Origin of the sequence: Streptomyces sp. col6, from assembly GCF_008042035.1 — a bacterium.
Taxonomy (GTDB): domain Bacteria; phylum Actinomycetota; class Actinomycetes; order Streptomycetales; family Streptomycetaceae; genus Streptomyces.
The window spans coordinates 482,901-499,639 of record NZ_RDBL01000006.1 but is presented as its reverse complement, the minus strand read 5'-3'; the positions used below and the strand labels follow the sequence as shown (position 1 = coordinate 499,639).

General features: G+C 68.7%; 25 protein-coding genes. 2 read left to right on the top strand and 23 right to left on the bottom strand.

The window, feature by feature from the left end; translation table 11 throughout:
- Positions 1 to 2: 2 nt before the first annotated feature.
- The 23 genes from EAO73_RS06370 to rpsJ all read right to left on the bottom strand — a co-directional run bounded on the left by EAO73_RS06370 (position 3) and on the right by rpsJ (position 11,878).
- On the bottom strand, positions 3 to 662 hold the full coding sequence (locus tag EAO73_RS06370; protein ID WP_147970458.1) for an adenylate kinase: 660 nt from the start codon (positions 660 to 662) through the stop codon (positions 3 to 5).
- Positions 662 to 1,981: a preprotein translocase subunit SecY gene (gene secY / locus EAO73_RS06365; RefSeq protein ID WP_147970457.1), complete on the bottom strand. Its 1,320-nt coding sequence runs from the start codon at positions 1,979 to 1,981 to the stop codon at positions 662 to 664. Before secY ends, EAO73_RS06370 begins: the two co-directional genes overlap by 1 nt.
- Before the next feature lie 224 nt (positions 1,982 to 2,205).
- The gene (gene rplO / locus EAO73_RS06360) at positions 2,206 to 2,661 is read right to left on the bottom strand and encodes a 50S ribosomal protein L15 (protein WP_018519290.1); all 456 of its coding nucleotides are present in this window, start codon (positions 2,659 to 2,661) and stop codon (positions 2,206 to 2,208) included.
- 1 nt (position 2,662) lies between these two features.
- A complete protein-coding gene (gene rpmD / locus EAO73_RS06355; protein ID WP_003966943.1) occupies positions 2,663 to 2,845 on the bottom strand; it encodes a 50S ribosomal protein L30 in 183 nt (60 codons plus the stop codon).
- The gene (gene rpsE, locus EAO73_RS06350) at positions 2,845 to 3,450 is read right to left on the bottom strand and encodes a 30S ribosomal protein S5 (RefSeq protein WP_018101216.1); all 606 of its coding nucleotides are present in this window, start codon (positions 3,448 to 3,450) and stop codon (positions 2,845 to 2,847) included. Before rpsE ends, rpmD begins: the two co-directional genes overlap by 1 nt.
- Positions 3,451 to 3,496: 46 nt before the next feature.
- Positions 3,497 to 3,880, bottom strand: coding sequence for a 50S ribosomal protein L18 (rplR, locus tag EAO73_RS06345; protein ID WP_018101217.1), 384 nt, complete (start codon positions 3,878 to 3,880; stop codon positions 3,497 to 3,499).
- 2 nt (positions 3,881 to 3,882) lie between these two features.
- Positions 3,883 to 4,422 carry a 50S ribosomal protein L6 gene (gene rplF, locus EAO73_RS06340; protein ID WP_018101218.1) on the bottom strand — a complete coding sequence of 180 codons (540 nt, stop codon included), beginning with the start codon at positions 4,420 to 4,422 and terminating at the stop codon, positions 3,883 to 3,885.
- Between the two features lie 21 nt (positions 4,423 to 4,443).
- The gene (gene rpsH / locus EAO73_RS06335; RefSeq protein WP_018519291.1) at positions 4,444 to 4,842 is read right to left on the bottom strand and encodes a 30S ribosomal protein S8; all 399 of its coding nucleotides are present in this window, start codon (positions 4,840 to 4,842) and stop codon (positions 4,444 to 4,446) included.
- Positions 4,843 to 5,066: 224 nt separating this feature from the next.
- On the bottom strand, positions 5,067 to 5,252 hold the full coding sequence (locus EAO73_RS06325) for a type Z 30S ribosomal protein S14 (protein ID WP_003948630.1): 186 nt from the start codon (positions 5,250 to 5,252) through the stop codon (positions 5,067 to 5,069).
- A gap of 2 nt (positions 5,253 to 5,254) precedes the next feature.
- Positions 5,255 to 5,812, bottom strand: coding sequence for a 50S ribosomal protein L5 (gene rplE, locus EAO73_RS06320; protein WP_018101220.1), 558 nt, complete (start codon positions 5,810 to 5,812; stop codon positions 5,255 to 5,257).
- Complete coding sequence (rplX, locus tag EAO73_RS06315) at positions 5,812 to 6,135, bottom strand: 50S ribosomal protein L24 (RefSeq protein ID WP_003966949.1); 324 nt, start codon at positions 6,133 to 6,135, stop codon at positions 5,812 to 5,814. Before rplX ends, rplE begins: the two co-directional genes overlap by 1 nt.
- Positions 6,136 to 6,137: 2 nt before the next feature.
- Positions 6,138 to 6,506: a 50S ribosomal protein L14 gene (gene rplN, locus EAO73_RS06310; protein ID WP_003966950.1), complete on the bottom strand. Its 369-nt coding sequence runs from the start codon at positions 6,504 to 6,506 to the stop codon at positions 6,138 to 6,140.
- Positions 6,507 to 6,606: 100 nt separating this feature from the next.
- Positions 6,607 to 6,891 carry a 30S ribosomal protein S17 gene (gene rpsQ / locus EAO73_RS06305; RefSeq protein WP_018519292.1) on the bottom strand — a complete coding sequence of 95 codons (285 nt, stop codon included), beginning with the start codon at positions 6,889 to 6,891 and terminating at the stop codon, positions 6,607 to 6,609.
- Entirely contained in the window at positions 6,891 to 7,115 is a 225-nt protein-coding gene (rpmC, locus tag EAO73_RS06300) for a 50S ribosomal protein L29 (RefSeq protein WP_014047786.1), read from the bottom strand. Before rpmC ends, rpsQ begins: the two co-directional genes overlap by 1 nt.
- Entirely contained in the window at positions 7,115 to 7,534 is a 420-nt protein-coding gene (rplP, locus tag EAO73_RS06295) for a 50S ribosomal protein L16 (RefSeq protein WP_018101222.1), read from the bottom strand. Before rplP ends, rpmC begins: the two co-directional genes overlap by 1 nt.
- A gap of 5 nt (positions 7,535 to 7,539) precedes the next feature.
- Entirely contained in the window at positions 7,540 to 8,376 is an 837-nt protein-coding gene (rpsC, locus tag EAO73_RS06290) for a 30S ribosomal protein S3 (protein WP_018519293.1), read from the bottom strand.
- Entirely contained in the window at positions 8,376 to 8,723 is a 348-nt protein-coding gene (gene rplV, locus EAO73_RS06285; protein WP_004571827.1) for a 50S ribosomal protein L22, read from the bottom strand. Before rplV ends, rpsC begins: the two co-directional genes overlap by 1 nt.
- Positions 8,724 to 8,763: 40 nt before the next feature.
- On the bottom strand, positions 8,764 to 9,045 hold the full coding sequence (rpsS, locus tag EAO73_RS06280) for a 30S ribosomal protein S19 (protein ID WP_018101224.1): 282 nt from the start codon (positions 9,043 to 9,045) through the stop codon (positions 8,764 to 8,766).
- A 12-nt stretch (positions 9,046 to 9,057) separates the two neighbouring features.
- Positions 9,058 to 9,894, bottom strand: a complete 837-nt coding sequence (rplB, locus tag EAO73_RS06275; RefSeq protein ID WP_018101225.1) for a 50S ribosomal protein L2 — start codon at positions 9,892 to 9,894, stop codon at positions 9,058 to 9,060.
- A gap of 38 nt (positions 9,895 to 9,932) precedes the next feature.
- Positions 9,933 to 10,256, bottom strand: a complete 324-nt coding sequence (gene rplW / locus EAO73_RS06270) for a 50S ribosomal protein L23 (RefSeq protein WP_018101226.1) — start codon at positions 10,254 to 10,256, stop codon at positions 9,933 to 9,935.
- Positions 10,256 to 10,906 (bottom strand): 50S ribosomal protein L4, encoded by a 651-nt coding sequence (gene rplD, locus EAO73_RS06265; protein WP_147970456.1) that lies wholly within the window; start codon positions 10,904 to 10,906, stop codon positions 10,256 to 10,258. Before rplD ends, rplW begins: the two co-directional genes overlap by 1 nt.
- A gap of 4 nt (positions 10,907 to 10,910) precedes the next feature.
- Complete coding sequence (gene rplC / locus EAO73_RS06260; protein WP_147970455.1) at positions 10,911 to 11,555, bottom strand: 50S ribosomal protein L3; 645 nt, start codon at positions 11,553 to 11,555, stop codon at positions 10,911 to 10,913.
- A 14-nt stretch (positions 11,556 to 11,569) separates the two neighbouring features.
- On the bottom strand, positions 11,570 to 11,878 hold the full coding sequence (rpsJ, locus tag EAO73_RS06255) for a 30S ribosomal protein S10 (protein WP_003948644.1): 309 nt from the start codon (positions 11,876 to 11,878) through the stop codon (positions 11,570 to 11,572).
- A 510-nt stretch (positions 11,879 to 12,388) separates the two neighbouring features.
- Between rpsJ and EAO73_RS06250 the strand changes: the two genes are divergently transcribed.
- Together EAO73_RS06250 and EAO73_RS06245 are read left to right on the top strand one after the other, a co-directional pair.
- Positions 12,389 to 14,119: an RNA ligase family protein gene (locus EAO73_RS06250; protein WP_147970454.1), complete on the top strand. Its 1,731-nt coding sequence runs from the start codon at positions 12,389 to 12,391 to the stop codon at positions 14,117 to 14,119.
- On the top strand, positions 14,119 to 16,284 hold the full coding sequence (locus EAO73_RS06245) for an RNA repair domain-containing protein (RefSeq protein ID WP_147970453.1): 2,166 nt from the start codon (positions 14,119 to 14,121) through the stop codon (positions 16,282 to 16,284). Before EAO73_RS06250 ends, EAO73_RS06245 begins: the two co-directional genes overlap by 1 nt.
- Positions 16,285 to 16,739: the final 455 nt, after the last annotated feature.

Here is a 16,739-nt window from a genome sequence, read left to right as displayed (position 1 = left end):
GCTCAGCCCTTCGCGGGCTTCTTCAGCGCCTCCATGGCCCGGTCGGTCACGTCGGTGACCTTGCCGAGCGCGGAGATGGTGACCACCAGGTCCTGCGCGCGGTAGTAATCGATGATCGGCTCGGTCTGCGTGTGGTAGACCTCCAGCCGCGTACGCACCGTCTCCTCGGTGTCGTCGTCCCGCTGGTACAGCTCGCCGCCGCAGGTGTCGCAGACACCCTCGGTCTTCGGCGCGTTGTACGTGACGTGGAAGACGTGCGCGCTGTCGTTGCGGCAGATGCGGCGACCCGCGATCCGCTTCACGACCTCGTCCTCGGGGACCTCCAGGTCGAGCACGGCGTCCAGCTTCACGCCCTCGTCCTTGAGCATCACGTCCAGGGCTTCGGCCTGGCCCACGTTGCGCGGGAAGCCGTCGAGCAGGAAGCCGTCGGCCGCGTCCGGCTGGGACATGCGGTCCTTGGCCATTCCGTTCGTCACCTCGTCCGGCACCAGCTGCCCCGCGTCCATGTAGGCGCGGGCCTGCTTGCCAAGGTCGGTGCCCTGGCTGATGTTGGCGCGGAAGAGGTCGCCCGTGGAGATGTGCGGAATCGACAGGTTCTTGGCAAGGTACGCGGCCTGCGTTCCCTTGCCGGCACCCGGCGGGCCGACGAGGACGATTCGCATCAGCGGAGGAACCCTTCGTAATTGCGCTGCTGGAGCTGACTCTCGATCTGCTTCACGGTCTCCAGACCCACACCCACGATGATGAGGATGCTCGTCCCGCCGAACGGGAAGTTCTGGTTAGCGCCACCGAAGCCTGCCAACGCCATCGTCGGCACCAGAGCGATCAGACCCAGGTACAGCGAGCCCGGCCAAGTGATCCTGTTGAGCACGTAGCTCAGGTACTCGGCAGTAGGTCGACCAGCCCGGATACCCGGGATGAAGCCACCATACTTCTTCATGTTGTCGGCGACTTCCTCGGGGTTGAACGAAATCGCCACATAGAAGAAGGCGAAGAAGACGATCAACAGGAAGTAGGCGGTCATGTAGTACGGGTGCGTGCCCTTGGTCAGGTTGTCCTGGATCCAGATCGCCCAGTCCGCCTTGGAGTTGGAGAACTGGACGATGAGGGCCGGGATGTAGAGCAGCGAAGAAGCGAAGATGACGGGAATCACACCCGCCTGGTTCACCTTGAGCGGGATGTACGTGGACGTTCCGCCGTAGGAACGGCGGCCGATCATGCGCTTCGCGTACTGCACCGGGATACGGCGCTGGGCCTGCTCGACGAAGACGACGAGCGCCACCATCACGAAGCCGACCAGGATCACGGTGAAGAACTCGATCCAGCCGTCCGCGAGCTTGCCGCTGGTCTTGATGGCCCAGAGGGCGGACGGGAAGCTGGCGGCGATCGAGATGAACATCAGGATCGACATGCCGTTGCCGATGCCGCGGTCGGTGATGAGCTCACCGAGCCACATGACGGCGGCGGTGCCGGCGGTCATGGTGATGACCATCACGATCGTCGTGAACATCGACTGGTTCGGGACGATCTGGTCGGCGACCGGGCAGCCGCTGAACAGGGCGCCGCTGCGGGCGGTGGCCACCAGGCCGGTGCCCTGGAGGATGGCGAGCGCGACCGTCAGATAACGCGTGTACTGCGTGATCTTGGTCTGCCCGGACGACCCCTCCTTCTTGAGCGCCTCGAGTCGGGGGATGACCACGGTCAGCAGCTGGAGAATGATGCTGGCCGTGATGTACGGCATGATGCCGAGCGCGAAGATCGTGATCTGCAGCAGCGCACCACCGCTGAACATGTTCACCAGGCCGAAGAGGCTGTTGTTGCCCTTGCTTGCCTGATCAACACAGGTCTGGACGTTCTCGTAGCTCACGCCCGGAACCGGGATGTGGGCCCCGAGCCGGTAGAGCACGATGATGCCGAGAGTGAAGAGCAGCTTCTTGCGCAGGTCGGGCGTCTTGAACGCCCGGGCGAAGCCGGTGAGCACGGTGCCTCCTGCGACCCCCGCGCAGAGCGTAGAGGTGACGGTCTTGAGGATCGACGGATACGTAACAGTCAAAGGGCCCCGGACGCATGCGCCCAGGGGTTACCACAGCAACGGACGCCACCTTACCGGCGTACATGCCCCCCTAGGAACGACCAACCGGGGATGCCCCATTTGAGAGGGCATCCCCGGTCGGATGTTCAGGTCACCTAAGTGTCCGAGTTGTCTCAGACGAGCTCGGTGACGGTACCGCCGGCGGCGGTGATCTTCTCCTTGGCGGAGCCGGAGACGGCGTCAACCGAAACCTGCAGCGCCACGGAGATCTCGCCCTGTCCGAGGACCTTGACGAGGTGGTTGTTGCGCACGGCACCCTTGGCGACCAGGTCGGCCACCGTGACCTCTCCACCCTCGGGGTAGAGCGTCGCGAGCTTGTCCAGGTTCACGACCTGGTACTCCGTGCGGAACGGGTTCTTGAAGCCCTTGAGCTTCGGGAGACGCATGTGGAGGGGCATCTGCCCACCCTCGAAGCGCTCCGGAACCTGGTAACGGGCCTTGGTGCCCTTGGTACCACGACCAGCGGTCTTACCCTTGGACGCCTCACCACGACCCACACGGGTCTTGGCGGTCTTGGCACCCGGGGCAGGCCGGAGGTCATGCGCCTTCAGCGGCTTGTTCTCCGCCATGTCAGTCGACCTCCTCAACCGTCACGAGGTGGCGGACGGTGTGCACCATGCCGCGGAACTCGGGGCGGTCCTCCTTGACAACCGAGTCGTTCAGGCGCTTGAGCCCGAGCGAACGCAGGGTGTCGCGGTGGTTCTGCTTGCTGCCGATGTACGACTTCGTCTGCGTGATCTTGAGGCGAGCCATTACGCACCCGCTCCCGCACGCGCACGAAGCAGAGCCGCGGGGGCGACGTCCTCGAGGGGCAGACCGCGGCGGGCCGCGATCTCCTCGGGACGCTGCAGGCCCTGGAGGGCCGCCACGGTCGCGTGCACGATGTTGATCGGGTTCGAGGACCCGAGCGACTTCGACAGGATGTCGTGGACGCCGGCGCACTCCAGCACGGCGCGCACCGGACCACCGGCGATCACACCGGTACCCGGGGAAGCCGGCTTGAGCAGGACGACGCCCGCAGCCTTCTCACCCTGGATCGGGTGAGGGATGGTGCCCTGGATACGCGGGACCTTGAAGAAGTTCTTCTTGGCCTCTTCCACGCCCTTGGCGATGGCCGCGGGAACTTCCTTGGCCTTGCCGTAACCGACACCGACGGTGCCGTCACCATCGCCCACCACGACCAGCGCGGTGAAGCTGAAGCGACGACCACCCTTCACAACCTTGGCGACTCGGTTGATCGCGACGACGCGCTCGACGTACGCGGTCTTCTCGGCGGCGGCAGCGCCGCCGTCACGGCCCTTCCGGTCCCGCCGCTCGCCGCCACCGGCACCGCTTCCGCGGCGCTGGGGTCCAGCCATTGGATTTACCTCTCTCTGTTACGTCCGCTGTGCGTAGGAACCGGGGCTAGAACTTCAGCCCGGCTTCACGGGCGGCGTCAGCCAGAGCGGCAATCCGCCCGGCGTACTGGTTACCACCGCGGTCAAACACGACGGCCTCGACGCCTGCGGCCTTGGCACGCTCGGCGACCAGGGCGCCGACCTGCTTGGCCTGGCTGCTCTTGTCGCCCTCGCCACCACGGATGGAGACGTCCAGGGTCGACGCCGACGCGAGCGTGTGGCCCGCGATGTCGTCGATGATCTGGGCGACCATGTGGCGGTTGGAGCGGGTCACGACCAGGCGCGGACGCTCCGGCGAACCGGAGATGTGCTTGCGGACGCGGATGTGGCGCCGCTTGCGAGCCGCGCGCTTGTACGCGTCGCCCTTGGCGATCTTCACGCCGTATGCCATGGCTACTTACCAGCCTTTCCGACCTTGCGGCGGATGACCTCGCCGGCGTACTTGACGCCCTTGGCCTTGTACGGGTCAGGCTTCCGCAGCTTGCGGATCTTGGCCGCGGTCTCGCCGACCTTCTGCTTGTCGATGCCCTCGACGGTGAACTTCGTGGGGGTCTCCACCTTGAAGGTGATGCCCTCCGGGGCCTCGATCAGGATCGGGTGGCTGTAGCCCAGGGCGAACTCCAGGTTGGAGCCCTTCGCCTGGACGCGGTAACCGACACCACTGATCTCGAGCGCCTTGATGTATCCCTGGGTCACACCGGTGATCATGTTCGCCACCAGCGTGCGGGACAGGCCGTGAAGGGCCTTGTTCTGACGCTCGTCGTTCGGGCGGACGACGTTCAGGACGCCGTCCTCACCCTTGGTGACCTCGATCGGCGACGCGACGGTGTGCGTGAGGGTGCCCTTGGGGCCCTTCACGTTGACCGTGCGGCCATCGATGGTGACGTCCACACCGGCGGGAACCTGGATGGGGAGCTTGCCGATTCGCGACATGAGCTATTCCTCCGTTCCCGACTACCAGACGTAGGCGAGGACTTCCCCACCTACGCCCTTCTTGCTGGCCTGCTGGCCGGTCAGGAGACCGTGGGACGTGGAGATGATCGCCACGCCCAGGCCGCCGAGGACCTTCGGCAGGTTGGTGGACTTTGCGTAGACACGCAGACCCGGCTTCGAGATTCGCTTGATGCCGGCGATCGAGCGCTCGCGGTTCGGGCCGAACTTCAGCTCGAGGACGAGGTTCTTGCCGACCTCGGCGTCCTCGACCTTCCAGCCGGTGATGAAGCCCTCCTGCTGGAGGATCTCCGCGATGTGCGACTTGATCTTGCTGTGCGGCATCGTGACGTCGTCGTGATACGCCGAGTTCGCGTTGCGCAGACGCGTGAGCATGTCTGCGATGGGATCAGTCATGGTCATGAGTTGGCCTTCGGCCTCTCTCGCCGGGGTTTCCTGTATGCGCCATCCCTCTCCCCGCTCAGAGGCGGGACGGGTGCGGTGCGGGGACCTACGGCGTAGTAAGTCGGTCATGGGCGGCAGGCGCCCAACCCTGCAAGCCTACGGCATGCGGGGCCGGGCTCCTGCCGACCAGATGCTTACCGAGAGTCTCCGGTGATTCCCAACGCCCAAAGGGCGAAGGAGAATTACCAGGAGCTCTTGGTCACGCCCGGCAGCTCGCCACGGTGAGCCATCTCACGAAGGCACACGCGGCACAGGCCGAACTTGCGGTAGACGGAGTGGGGCCGGCCGCAGCGCTGGCACCGGGTGTAACCCCGGACGCCGAACTTCGGCTTGCGGGCGGCCTTAGCGATCAGAGCCTTCTTCGCCACGGTCAGTTCTCCTTGAACGGGAAGCCGAGGTGACGAAGGAGGGCACGACCCTCGTCGTCATTGGTCGCCGTGGTGACCACGGTGATGTCCATGCCCCGGACCCGGTCGATCTTGTCCTGGTCGATCTCGTGGAACATGACCTGCTCCGTGAGACCGAAGGTGTAGTTGCCACGGCCGTCGAACTGCTTGGGCGACAGGCCGCGGAAGTCACGGATACGCGGAAGCGCGAGCGACAGCGTACGGTCCAGGAACTCCCACATGCGGTCACCGCGGAGGGTGACGTGGCAGCCGATCGGCTGCCCCTCGCGCAGCTTGAACTGCGCGATCGACTTGCGGGCCTTGGTGACGGCCGGCTTCTGACCGGTGATCGTGGTGAGGTCCTTGACGGCCCCGTCGATCAGCTTGGAGTCGCGGGCGGCGTCGCCCACACCCATGTTGACCACGATCTTGACCAGGCCGGGAATCTGCATGACGTTCTCGTAGGAGAACTCCTCACGCAGCTTGCCGGCGATTTCCTCGCGGTAGCGCGTCTTGAGACGCGGCGCGGTGGTGGTAGTCATCAGATGTCCTCACCGGTGCGCTTGGCAACACGGATCTTGTTGCCCTCGTCGTCAAAGCGGTAGCCGACGCGAGTAACGACCTTGTTGCCGTCCTTCTCAACAACCAGCTGCACGTTGCTGACGTGGATCGGGGCCTCGGTCGTCACAATGCCACCGGTCTGCGAACCGCGAGCGGTCTGGCCGGCCTTGGTGTGCTTCTTGACCCGGTTGACACCCTCGACGAGGACGCGGTCCTGAGCGGGGTAGGCAACGATGACCTTGCCCTGCTTGCCCTTGTCCTTACCGGTGATGACCTGAACCAGGTCGCCCTTCTTGATCTTCATGCTTACAGCACCTCCGGCGCGAGCGAGATGATCTTCATGAACTTCTTCTCGCGCAGCTCACGGCCCACCGGGCCGAAGATACGGGTGCCGCGGGGGTCGCCGTCGTTCTTCAGAATGACGGCGGCGTTCTCGTCGAAGCGGATGTACGAGCCATCCTGGCGACGACGCTCCTTGACGGTGCGAACGATGACCGCCTTGACGACGTCACCCTTCTTCACGTTGCCACCGGGGATCGCGTCCTTGACGGTGGCGACGATGACGTCACCGATGCCCGCGTAGCGGCGACCCGAGCCACCGAGAACACGGATGGTGAGAATTTCCTTCGCACCCGTGTTGTCGGCGACACGCAGTCGCGACTCCTGCTGGATCACGTCTATCTCCTGATCGTCTGCCGGTTCCCGGCAGGGGCTCCGTTGCGGGAGCCCCTGCCGAGCCTGGCGGAACTGACCTGAGGGGAAGTCCCCTCAGGAATTACTTGGCCTTCTCGAGGATCTCGACGATGCGCCACCGCTTCGTGGCGGACAGCGGCCGGGTCTCCATCAGGAGGACGCGGTCGCCGACGCCGGCGGCGTTCTGCTCGTCGTGGGCCTTGAGCTTGTTCGTACGGCGGATGACCTTGCCGTACAGCGCGTGCTTCACGCGGTCCTCGACGGCGACGACGACGGTCTTGTCCATCTTGTCGCTGACGACGAGGCCCTCGCGGGTCTTGCGGAAACCGCGCTCGGTCTTGGTCTCAGTCACAGTCTTCTCGCTCATCAGACGCTCTCCACCGTCTCGATACCGAGCTCGCGCTCGCGCATCAGGGTGTAGATCCGGGCGATGTCCTTACGGACGGACTTGAGCCGACCGTGGTTCTCGAGCTGGCCCGTCGCCGCCTGGAAGCGGAGGTTGAACAGCTCTTCCTTGGCCTCGCGGAGCTTGTTGAGGAGCTCCTCGTTGCCCAGCTCGCGCAGCTCGGACGCCTTGGTACCGGCCGACATCACGCTTCACCTGCCTCGCGCTTGACGATCCGGCACTTCATCGGCAGCTTGTGGGCCGCGCGAGTAAGCGCCTCACGGGCGATCTTCTCGTTGGGGTACGACAGCTCGAACATGACGCGTCCGGGCTTGACGTTGGCGATCCACCATTCCGGCGAACCCTTACCGGAACCCATGCGGGTCTCGGCAGGCTTCTTCGTCAGGGGACGGTCCGGGTAGATGTTGATCCAGACCTTGCCGCCACGCTTGATGTGACGCGTCATGGCGATACGAGCGGACTCGATCTGACGGTTCGTCACGTACGCCGGGGTCAGCGCCTGGATGCCGTACTCGCCGAACGCAACCTGCGTGCCACCCTTGGACATGCCGCTGCGCTTCGGGTGGTGCTGCTTGCGGTGCTTGACCCTACGGGGGATCAGCATTTCGGTCAGGCCTCCGTTCCGGTGCTCTCAGCAGCCGGAGCAGCGGCGGGCGCCTCGGCCTTGGGGGCCTCGGCGGCCGGAGCCGACTGCTGCGGCTTGCGGCCGCGGCCGCCACGCTCGCCACCGCGGCCACCGCGGCCGGCCGGACGGTCAGCGCCGCCACGGGCCGGGCGGTTGCCCGCACGGGCAGCAGCGTTCTCGGCGCGGACCTCGGCGATGTTCTTGACGTCGCCCTTGTAGATCCAGACCTTCACGCCGATGCGGCCGAAGGTCGTCTTGGCCTCGAAGAAGCCGTAGTCGACGTTCGCGCGGAGCGTGTGCAGGGGCACACGGCCCTCGCGGTAGAACTCCGAGCGGGACATCTCGGCGCCGCCGAGGCGACCGCCGCACTGGACCTTGATGCCCTTGGCGCCGGCCTTCATCGTGCTCTGCATGCTCTTGCGCATGGCACGACGGAAGGAGACGCGGGAGGAGAGCTGCTCGGCGACGGCCTGGGCCACCAGCTGAGCGTCCACCTCGGGGTTCTTGACCTCGAGGATGTTCAGCTGGACCTGCTTGCCGGTCAGCTTCTCCAGCTCGCCGCGGATGCGGTCGGCCTCGGCGCCGCGGCGGCCGATGACGATGCCCGGACGAGCGGTGTGGATGTCGACGCGGACGCGGTCGCGGGTGCGCTCGATCTCAACCTTCGAGATGCCGGCGCGCTCCATGCCCTTCGTCATCATGCGACGAATGGCGACGTCTTCCTTGACGTAGTCCTTGTACAGCTTGTCGGCGTACCAGCGGGACTTGAAGTCCGTGGTGATGCCGAGCCGGAACCCGTGCGGGTTTACCTTCTGGCCCATTACCGGGTTCCTTCCTTGCTGCTGACGACCACGGTGATGTGGCTGGTCCGCTTACGGATCCGGTAGGCACGGCCCTGGGCACGCGGACGGAACCGCTTCAGGGTCGGGCCCTCGTCCACGTACGCCTCGCTGATGACCAGCGAAGAGGCGTCGGTGTGGTCGTAGTTGTGTGCAGCGTTGGCGATGGCGCTGTCCAGCACCTTGCCAACCGGCACGCTCGCGGCCTGCGGGGCGAAACGCAGGACCGCCTGAGCCTCCGTGGCATCCATGCCACGGATGAGGTCCACCACGCGGCGGGCCTTCATGGGCGTGACGCGGATGTACCGCGCCTGGGCCCTGGCTTCCATGGTTGTCCCTTCGGTGTAAGTCATAGTCAGTCACCCCGCGTTAGCGGCGCTTCGACTTCCGGTCGTCCTTGACGTGGCCGCGGAAGGTGCGAGTCGGCGAGAACTCGCCGAGCTTGTGGCCGACCATCGACTCGGTGACGAACACCGGGACGTGGATCTTGCCGTTGTGCACCGCGATGGTGTGACCCAGCATGGCCGGGACGATCATCGAGCGACGGGACCAGGTCTTGATGACGTTCTTGGTGCCTGCCTCGTTCTGTACGTCCACCTTCTTGGCGAGGTGTCCGTCGACGAAGGGCCCCTTCTTGAGACTGCGCGGCATCTAAACCCGCTCCTAGCGCTTCTTGTTCGTCTTGCGGCGGCGGACGATGTACTTGTTCGACGCCTTCTTGGGCGAACGAGTACGACCTTCCTTCTTACCCCACGGCGAAACCGGGTGACGGCCACCGGAGGTCTTACCCTCACCACCACCGTGCGGGTGGTCGACCGGGTTCATGACGACACCACGGACGGTCGGGCGAACGCCCTTCCACCGCATGCGGCCGGCCTTGCCCCAGTTGATGTTCGACTGCTCGGCGTTGCCGACCTCGCCGATGGTGGCGCGGCAGCGGGCGTCGACCAGGCGGATCTCACCCGACGGCATACGAAGGTGGGCCATGGTGCCCTCCTTCGCCAGCAGCTGCACGGAGGCACCCGCGGAACGGGCGAACTTCGCGCCGCCGCCGGGCCGCAGCTCGATGGCGTGGATGGTCGTACCGACCGGGATGTTGCGCAGCGCCAGGTTGTTGCCGGGCTTGATGTCGGCGGCCGGGCCGTTCTCGACACGGTCGCCCTGGCCCAGGCCACGCGGCGCGATGATGTAGCGCTTCTCGCCGTCCGCGTAGTGCAGGAGCGCGATGCGCGCGGTGCGGTTGGGGTCGTACTCGATGTGCGCGACCTTGGCCGGCACGCCGTCCTTGTCGTGACGACGGAAGTCGATCACGCGGTAGGCGCGCTTGTGGCCACCACCCTGGTGGCGAACGGTCACACGACCGGTGTTGTTACGGCCGCCCTTGTTGTGCAGGGGGCGGACCAGCGACTTCTCCGGCGTGGACCGCGTGATCTCGACAAAGTCGGCGACGCTGGAGCCACGACGGCCCGGGGTCGTCGGCTTGTACTTGCGGATACCCATTTCTCAGTCCTCGTCCGATTCCGGACGACTCGGCCTCACTAGGAGGTCGGGCCGCCGAAGATGTCGATACGGTCGCCCTCAGCGAGGGTCACGATGGCGCGCTTGGTGTCAGCGCGCTTGCCGAAACCGCTCTTGGTGCGCTTGCGCTTGCCCTGGCGGTTGATCGTGTTGACCCCGGTGACCTTGACCGAGAAGACCGCCTCGACGGCCTGCTTGATCTGGGTCTTGTTGGAGCCCGGCGCGACGATGAACGTGTACTTGTTCTCGTCGAGCAGCGCGTAGCTCTTCTCCGAGACAACCGGCTTGACGAGAACGTCGCGCGGGTCGTCGTAGGTCTTGCTGGTAACGGTCGCCTCGCTCATCAGGCGTCGCTCCCTTCGGTCTCAGCGGTCTGGGGGCCAGACACGAAGGACTCGAAGGCGGCCTGAGTGAAGACCACGTCGTCAGAGACGATCACGTCGTACGTGTTCAGCTGGCCCGGCTCCAGGATGTGCACCTGGGGCAGGTTGCGTGCGGAGAGCCACGCGGCCTCGTCGGCGCGGTCGACGACCAGGAGCAGGTTCTTGCGCTCCGAGATCTTGCCGAACAGCGTCTTGGCGGCCTTGGTGGAGATCCCACCCTCGACCACGCCGGTGACGACGTGGATGCGGGAGTGACGCGCCCGGTCGGAGAGGGCACCGCGGAGGGCGGCGGCCTTCATCTTCTTCGGGGTGCGCTGGGAGTAGTCACGCGGCTGCGGGCCGTGGACGACGCCACCGCCGACGAACTGCGGCGCACGGGTCGAACCCTGGCGCGCGCGGCCGGTGCCCTTCTGGCGGTAAGGCTTGCGCCCACCACCGCGGACCTCGCCACGGGTCTTGGTCTTGTGCGTGCCCTGACGGGCAGCTGCCAGCTGTGCGACGACGACCTGGTGGATCAGCGGAACGCTGGTCTTCGCGTCGAAGATCTCCGCGGGGAGCTCGACGGTACCGGCCTTGTCGCCTGCCGGCGAAAGGATGTCAATGGTGCTCATTACCTCAAGCCCCCTTGGCCGCGGTACGGACCAGGACGAGGCCGCCGTTCGGACCGGGGACCGCGCCCTTGATGAGGAGCAGACCCTTCTCCGCGTCAACCGCGTGGATGGTCAGGTTCTGGGTGGTGACGCGCTCGTTACCCATGCGACCGGCCATGCGCATGCCCTTGAAGACACGCCCAGGGGTGGCGCAGCCACCGATCGAACCGGGGGAACGGTGCTTGCGCTGGACGCCGTGGCCGGCGCCGAGGCCCTTGAAGTTGTGACGCTTCATGACACCGGCGAAGCCCTTGCCCTTGCTCTTGCCCGTGACGTCGACCTTGACGCCGGACTCGAACACCTGGGCGGTGATCTCCTGGCCCAGCGTGTACTCGCCGGCGTCAGGGGTGCGGAGCTCCACCAGGTGGCGGCGCGGGGTCACGTCGGCCTTGGCGAAGTGGCCCTTGAGGGGCTTGTTCACCTTGCGCGGGTCGATCTCGCCGAAGGCGATCTGGACCGACTCGTAGCCGTCGCTGTCGTTCGTGCGGACCTGCGTCACGACGCACGGACCGGCCTTGACGACGGTCACCGGGACAACCCGGTTGTTCTCGTCCCAGACCTGGGTCATACCGAGCTTCTCGCCCAGGACGCCCTTGATGTTCTTGCTCATCTCGGCCCGTCCCCTCAGAGCTTGATCTCGATGTCGACGCCGGCCGGCAGGTCGAGGCGCATCAGCGAGTCAACCGTCTTCGGCGTGGGGTCGAGGATGTCGATGAGGCGCTTGTGCGTGCGCATCTCGAAGTGCTCGCGAGAGTCCTTGTACTTGTGCGGCGACTTGATGACGCAGTACACGTTCTTCTCAGTGGGCAGCGGCACCGGGCCCGCGACCGACGCACCAGTGCGGGTCACCGTCTCGACGATCTTCTTCGCCGAGGAGTCGATGACCTCGTGGTCGTAGGCCTTGAGCCGGATGCGGATCTTCTGTCCCGCCATGGCTACTAGTAGTCCTGTCTCTCGTTTAACGCTCTGGAACCCGGGGTTCTGGTATCCCCCACCTCCGACCCACGCGGTCGGGCGTGTCGCATCCCCTCTACGCAGAAGTCCCGAAGGATTTCCCAACCAAGGGGGTGCGGGCCGAAGACCACGCTGCCGGGGGTGAAACCCCACCGGGTGCCTGGCCGGTGCCCCACTTACGCTTCCCGGAAGATTCCCGTACGTCCGGCCCGCATGGGGCCGACGAGTACTGTGGGACTCGCTTCCGGTCCTCCCGGCGGGAGGCGCGCAGCATTGACACTCAACCGAGCAACCTGGCTAGTGTGCCATACGGGCGATGAGCCTGGCCAATCGGGCCCGGGATCTTACCCCTACCGAGTGGCTGGTCAAACGCGGGCGCGCTCCGCGGACCCCTCGGCCCCGCTCCCGCACGCGATATTCGGTCGTACGCCCCGCCTCCCCGCCCCTACAGTTTCCGGCCGGGTACGGCAACGGCACGGGGGACAGAACATGCGTACGCACTATCCGCGGACTCCTCATCTTCCCTGGTCGCCCGGCGCCACGTCGGACGACGTACGGATGACGGACCTTGCCGCGCTGGCCGGCACCGAGGTCGTGGTCACCGAGAAGCTGGACGGCGAGAACACCACGCTGTACGCCGACGGGCTGCACGCCCGCTCGCTGGACTCGGCGCACCACCCCTCCCGCACCTGGGTCAAGGCCCTCCAGGCCCGCGTCGGCCCCCGCGTCCCTGCGGGGTGGCGGATCTGCGGCGAGAACATGTTCGCCCGGCACTCCCTGGCGTACGGCGCGCTGGAGAGCCACTTCTACGGGTTCTCCGTCTGGGACGGCGACCGCTGCCTGGGCTGGGACCGGACCGTGGAGTTCCTGCGCTCCCTGGGCATCCCGGCGCCGCCGGTGCTGTGGCGCGGGGTGTTCGACGCGAAGGCGCTGCGCGCGCTGAAGCCGGACACGGGGCGGCAGGAGGGGTACGTCGTGCGGCCGGCCGCCGCCTTCCCGGCCGCCGAGTTCGGCCGCGTCGTCGGCAAGTGGGTGCGGCCGGGCCATGTGGTGACCGATACGCACTGGATGCACGCGGAGGTCGTCGAGAACGGCCTCGCCCCGACGGCGGCCCTGTGGTCCGTACGATCCGGAGCGCCGGTCGACGCGGCGGCTCTGGCGGCGGCGGTGGGCGTGGGCCCGTCGGCGGATGCCTCAGCTCACGAGGACCCCTCGGCCACGCCCCACGACGCCCCCGCAGCCCTCGCCACCGCCGACGCCACCGCTGCCCTCGCCGCCGCCGACGCTCTCGACGCGCTCGGCCGCACCGGCGACGACCGGATCGCCGGGGTCCTCGCCGCCCTGCTGCACGGCACCCGCCGCACCGCCCTCGCCCCGGCCCTCGCGGGCAGCGTGGGCATGCCGCTCGCCCGCCGCGTCGCGGACCTCGTCGGGCTGTACCCCGGGCTGCACCGCCCCTACCCCGACGAGGAGCGGCGCGCCGGGCTGGCCCGGATGGCGCTCGCCGCCGACCTGCCCGTCCTGCACGCGCTGTCCGGCGTGCTGGCGGACACCGCCGAGGCGCGCGAGCAGGTCGAGTGGTCGGCCCTGCACGCAGAGGACGTACGAGAACCGGAGGGGCTCACCGAGGCGTTCGCCGGTCTGGAGCCGGAGGCCGCCGCGCGCTGCCTGGCGCAGGCCCGCGAGGCGTACGCGGCCGGCCGCATCACCACCGCCGAGGAGGCCGTCGCCGCGACCTGGCGGTGGCGGTCCGGGGACTTCCCGCGCCTGGTCCAGCTGGCCGGCCCCTCGGGCAGCGGCAAGAGCACCTTCGGCCGGGGCCTGCCGGGCGTCGCCACGTACATCTCGCTGGACGACCTGCGCCTGGCGCGGGGCTCGCGCGCCGACCAGAGCGCCAACGGGGACGTGCTGCGGGAGGGCCTGGACCGGCTGGACGCGGCCCTCGTCCCCGGCGCGACGGTGGTCTGGGACGCCACCTCCCTCAACGCGCACCAGCGCTCCCTGGTCCACGCGGTCGCCCGCCGCCGCGACGCCCTGGTCACGCACGCCGTGGCCTGGATCGGCGAGGCGGAGCTGGCCGCGCGCAACGGGCGCCGGGAGCACCCCGTGCCGCCGCAGGTGCTGGCCTCGCAGCTGCACCGCTTCGTCCCGCCCTACCCCGGCCAGGCGCACCGCACCTGGTACATCGGCACCAGCGGAACCGTGGAGGACCGGGCCTGATGCGCACGAGCGAGGAGATCTACCACCGCGTCCGCTGGGACGCCCGCTTCGACCCGGCGCGCTTCGTGCTGGGCGTGGCGCAGCGCGGCCGGGAGCCGAAGCGGGTGCCGCTGGACCGGTTCACGCCGGGCGGGGACATCCCCTGGCACCGGGTCCTCTTCTTCGAGGCGGACGGCGAGGTGGTCTGGGACCGGGCGACGGGCACCGACCGCATCGACGCGACGGCCGCCGGCCGGATACGGGAGTCGCGCCGCCTGCCGTCCCCCTACTTCACGGCCCGCACGCCGCACGCGTACTCCCCCGCGACCGGCGCCTGGGAACCGGCGCCCGCCTCCGGGCCGGGTCCGGCGGGTCCGGCGGGTCCGCTGACGGTCCTCACCTGGAACACCCTCTGGGACCGTTACGACAGCGACCGCATCGACACGGCCCGGCGCAGACCCCTCCTGGCCGACGCCCTGCGCGCGGCGGACGCGGACGTGATCGCGCTCCAGGAGGTCGAGCCCGCGCTGCTGACGCTGCTGCTGGCCCGCGACTGGGTGCGCGAGGGCTACACGCTCGCCACCGAACCGGCCGGCCACGACGTGCCGGACCACGGGCTGCTGCTGCTCAGCCGCCTGCCGGTGAGCGAGGCGGCCGTGCACACGCTGGGCCCGCACAAGGCGGTCGCGGCGGTCGTCGTCGAGACGGCGGACGGCCCCGTCACGGTGGCCGTCACCCACCTCAGCAGCGACCACTCCCCCGACGGTGCCGTCCGCCGGGACGCCGAACTGACCGACCTGGCAACGGGACTGGCGGCGGTGGCGGGCGAACTCGTCCTCGTCGGGGACTTCAACGACGGCGGTGACCACCCGCAGACCCGGCTCGCGATGACCGACGCCTGGACCGAGGTGCGCGGCCCCGCCGACGACACGCCGACCTTCGACCCGTCGACGAACCCCCTCGCCGCGATCTCCTCCCTCTCCGGCCGCGTCTCCCGCCTGGACCGGGTGCTGCTGCGCACGGAACGGCTCCGGGCACGCACGGCGACCCTGACGGGGGACACCCCGAGCCCCGACGGCCTGTACGTCTCCGACCACTACGGGGTACGGGTGGAGCTGGGCGCGCCCTCCGCGCAGGCCGACGAGGTCGCGGGCCGGGTCGCGGCGGCGCTCCCCGGTGCGCGCGTCGAGATCGTGGGCTCCCGGCGCATGGGCTGCGCACGCCCCGGCGCGGACCTCGACCTGGTGGCGGCGCTCCCCGGTGTCTCGGGAGTGCGGGACCGGCTCGCCGACGCCTTCCCGGAGGCCCGGGACCTGAGCGAGGTCGCGGGCGCCCGGGTGCCGGGGCTGCGCTGGTACGTGGACGGCCTGCGGGTGGACCTGGTCACCGTGGCGACGGGCGCCCTGGATCCGGCCGAAGCGGTGGCCCGCCGGGCGGAGTTGGGCGAGGCAGCGGCGGTCGCGCTCAGCGCGGTGAGCGACGCGGAAGCGGTGCTCGCGGCGGCCTCACCGCACCGGGAGGCGTTCGCCGCGCTGGCCCGGGACGTCAAGGAGTGGGCGGCTGCCCGGGGCCTGGACTCCGCGCCGTGCGGCGGTCTGCCGGGGATCGCCTGGGCGGTCCTCGCGGCCCGTACGGCGCACGAGGGCGGCGGCCTCCGGGACTTCTTCGCGACCTGGGCCGCGTGGGACTGGCGTTCCCCGGTGGGCGAGGGCCCGGCGACCGGCGACCCGGTCACGGTGTACACCCCGACAGCGCCGGTCCGTTCCTGCACGGCACAGGTCTCCCCCGCCGGCCGCGACCTGCTCACGGCGGAGCTGTTCCGGGCGTGGGAGATCCTGGAGGCGGAGGCGGACACGCTCTGCGCCCCGCCCGCGCTCACCGAGCACACCGCGTGGGCCCTGGCCGCAGCCGCCCCGGCCGAGGAGGGCCGCCTGCGCGGCCGCCTCCTGGCCCTGACCGCCGCCCTCACCGAGGCGGGCGCCCCGGACTGCCGCGTCTGGCCGCGCGTACGGACGGTGGGCAGTCGCACCGGGTACGCGATCGGCCTGGGCGCGGAGGCGCCGGGGGCGCATCGGCTGGCGGAGATCGGGGCCGAGGTGCTGCGGGGGATCCCGGGGGCGTCCCTGGCGCCGCTGCACCCCGGTCCGGGGCACGGGGTTCCGTCCTCAAACGCCGGACGGGCTTGAAAGAAAGGGCCCCCGCGCGATGCGGGGGCCGATTACCCGACACGCCCGCCCCGGACGCGGAGAGCGGGCGCGGCCTGCTGATCGTCGAGGCGCTGGCGGACCGCTGGGGCGTCGTCGTGACCGGTTGGTTGTACGACACCGTGCGCGTGACCACCCGCCCGTCCGTGAGGCGCAGGCGGCTGCGCAGGAGGTAGCCGGTGGCCTCCAGCTCGTTCAGCGCGGCGGCGATGCGGGCCTCGCTCTCCGGGAAGCGTCCGGCGAGGGCCTTGATGCCGACCCTGGCCCCTGCGGGCAGCGACTGGATGTGCGCGGCCAGGCCGATCGCAGTGAGTGACAGGCCCCGGTGCTGGGCGAGGTGGTTGCCGATGACGGTGAAGCCGGAGAGGTGGCGCACGTTGACGTGGATCACGCCGGAGCCGGGCGTCACTTCGGGGGAGCCGGGCGGGGCGCACGGG

Excerpts from the sequence above, each read along its gene's own strand:
- EAO73_RS06370 (WP_147970458.1), bottom strand. The coding sequence starts at position 662 with ATGCGAATCGTCCTCGTCGGCCCGCCGGGTGCCGGCAAGGGAACGCAG.
- rplO (WP_018519290.1), bottom strand. The coding sequence starts at position 2,661 with ATGGCGGAGAACAAGCCGCTGAAGGCGCATGACCTCCGGCCTGCCCCG.
- rpmD (WP_003966943.1), bottom strand. The coding sequence starts at position 2,845 with ATGGCTCGCCTCAAGATCACGCAGACGAAGTCGTACATCGGCAGCAAG.
- rpsE (WP_018101216.1), bottom strand. The coding sequence starts at position 3,450 with ATGGCTGGACCCCAGCGCCGCGGAAGCGGTGCCGGTGGCGGCGAGCGG.
- rplR (WP_018101217.1), bottom strand. The coding sequence starts at position 3,880 with ATGGCATACGGCGTGAAGATCGCCAAGGGCGACGCGTACAAGCGCGCG.
- rplF (WP_018101218.1), bottom strand. The coding sequence starts at position 4,422 with ATGTCGCGAATCGGCAAGCTCCCCATCCAGGTTCCCGCCGGTGTGGAC.
- rpsH (WP_018519291.1), bottom strand. The coding sequence starts at position 4,842 with ATGACCATGACTGATCCCATCGCAGACATGCTCACGCGTCTGCGCAAC.
- rplE (WP_018101220.1), bottom strand. The coding sequence starts at position 5,812 with ATGACTACCACCACCGCGCCGCGTCTCAAGACGCGCTACCGCGAGGAA.
- rplX (WP_003966949.1), bottom strand. The coding sequence starts at position 6,135 with ATGAAGATCAAGAAGGGCGACCTGGTTCAGGTCATCACCGGTAAGGAC.
- rpsQ (WP_018519292.1), bottom strand. The coding sequence starts at position 6,891 with ATGAGCGAGAAGACTGTGACTGAGACCAAGACCGAGCGCGGTTTCCGC.
- rpmC (WP_014047786.1), bottom strand. The coding sequence starts at position 7,115 with ATGTCGGCCGGTACCAAGGCGTCCGAGCTGCGCGAGCTGGGCAACGAG.
- rplP (WP_018101222.1), bottom strand. The coding sequence starts at position 7,534 with ATGCTGATCCCCCGTAGGGTCAAGCACCGCAAGCAGCACCACCCGAAG.
- rpsC (WP_018519293.1), bottom strand. The coding sequence starts at position 8,376 with ATGGGCCAGAAGGTAAACCCGCACGGGTTCCGGCTCGGCATCACCACG.
- rplV (WP_004571827.1), bottom strand. The coding sequence starts at position 8,723 with ATGGAAGCCAGGGCCCAGGCGCGGTACATCCGCGTCACGCCCATGAAG.
- rpsS (WP_018101224.1), bottom strand. The coding sequence starts at position 9,045 with ATGCCGCGCAGTCTCAAGAAGGGGCCCTTCGTCGACGGACACCTCGCC.
- rplB (WP_018101225.1), bottom strand. The coding sequence starts at position 9,894 with ATGGGTATCCGCAAGTACAAGCCGACGACCCCGGGCCGTCGTGGCTCC.
- rplW (WP_018101226.1), bottom strand. The coding sequence starts at position 10,256 with ATGAGCGAGGCGACCGTTACCAGCAAGACCTACGACGACCCGCGCGAC.
- rplD (WP_147970456.1), bottom strand. The coding sequence starts at position 10,906 with ATGAGCACCATTGACATCCTTTCGCCGGCAGGCGACAAGGCCGGTACC.
- rplC (WP_147970455.1), bottom strand. The coding sequence starts at position 11,555 with ATGAGCAAGAACATCAAGGGCGTCCTGGGCGAGAAGCTCGGTATGACC.
- rpsJ (WP_003948644.1), bottom strand. The coding sequence starts at position 11,878 with ATGGCGGGACAGAAGATCCGCATCCGGCTCAAGGCCTACGACCACGAG.
- EAO73_RS06250 (WP_147970454.1), top strand. The coding sequence starts at position 12,389 with ATGCGTACGCACTATCCGCGGACTCCTCATCTTCCCTGGTCGCCCGGC.
- EAO73_RS06245 (WP_147970453.1), top strand. The coding sequence starts at position 14,119 with ATGCGCACGAGCGAGGAGATCTACCACCGCGTCCGCTGGGACGCCCGC.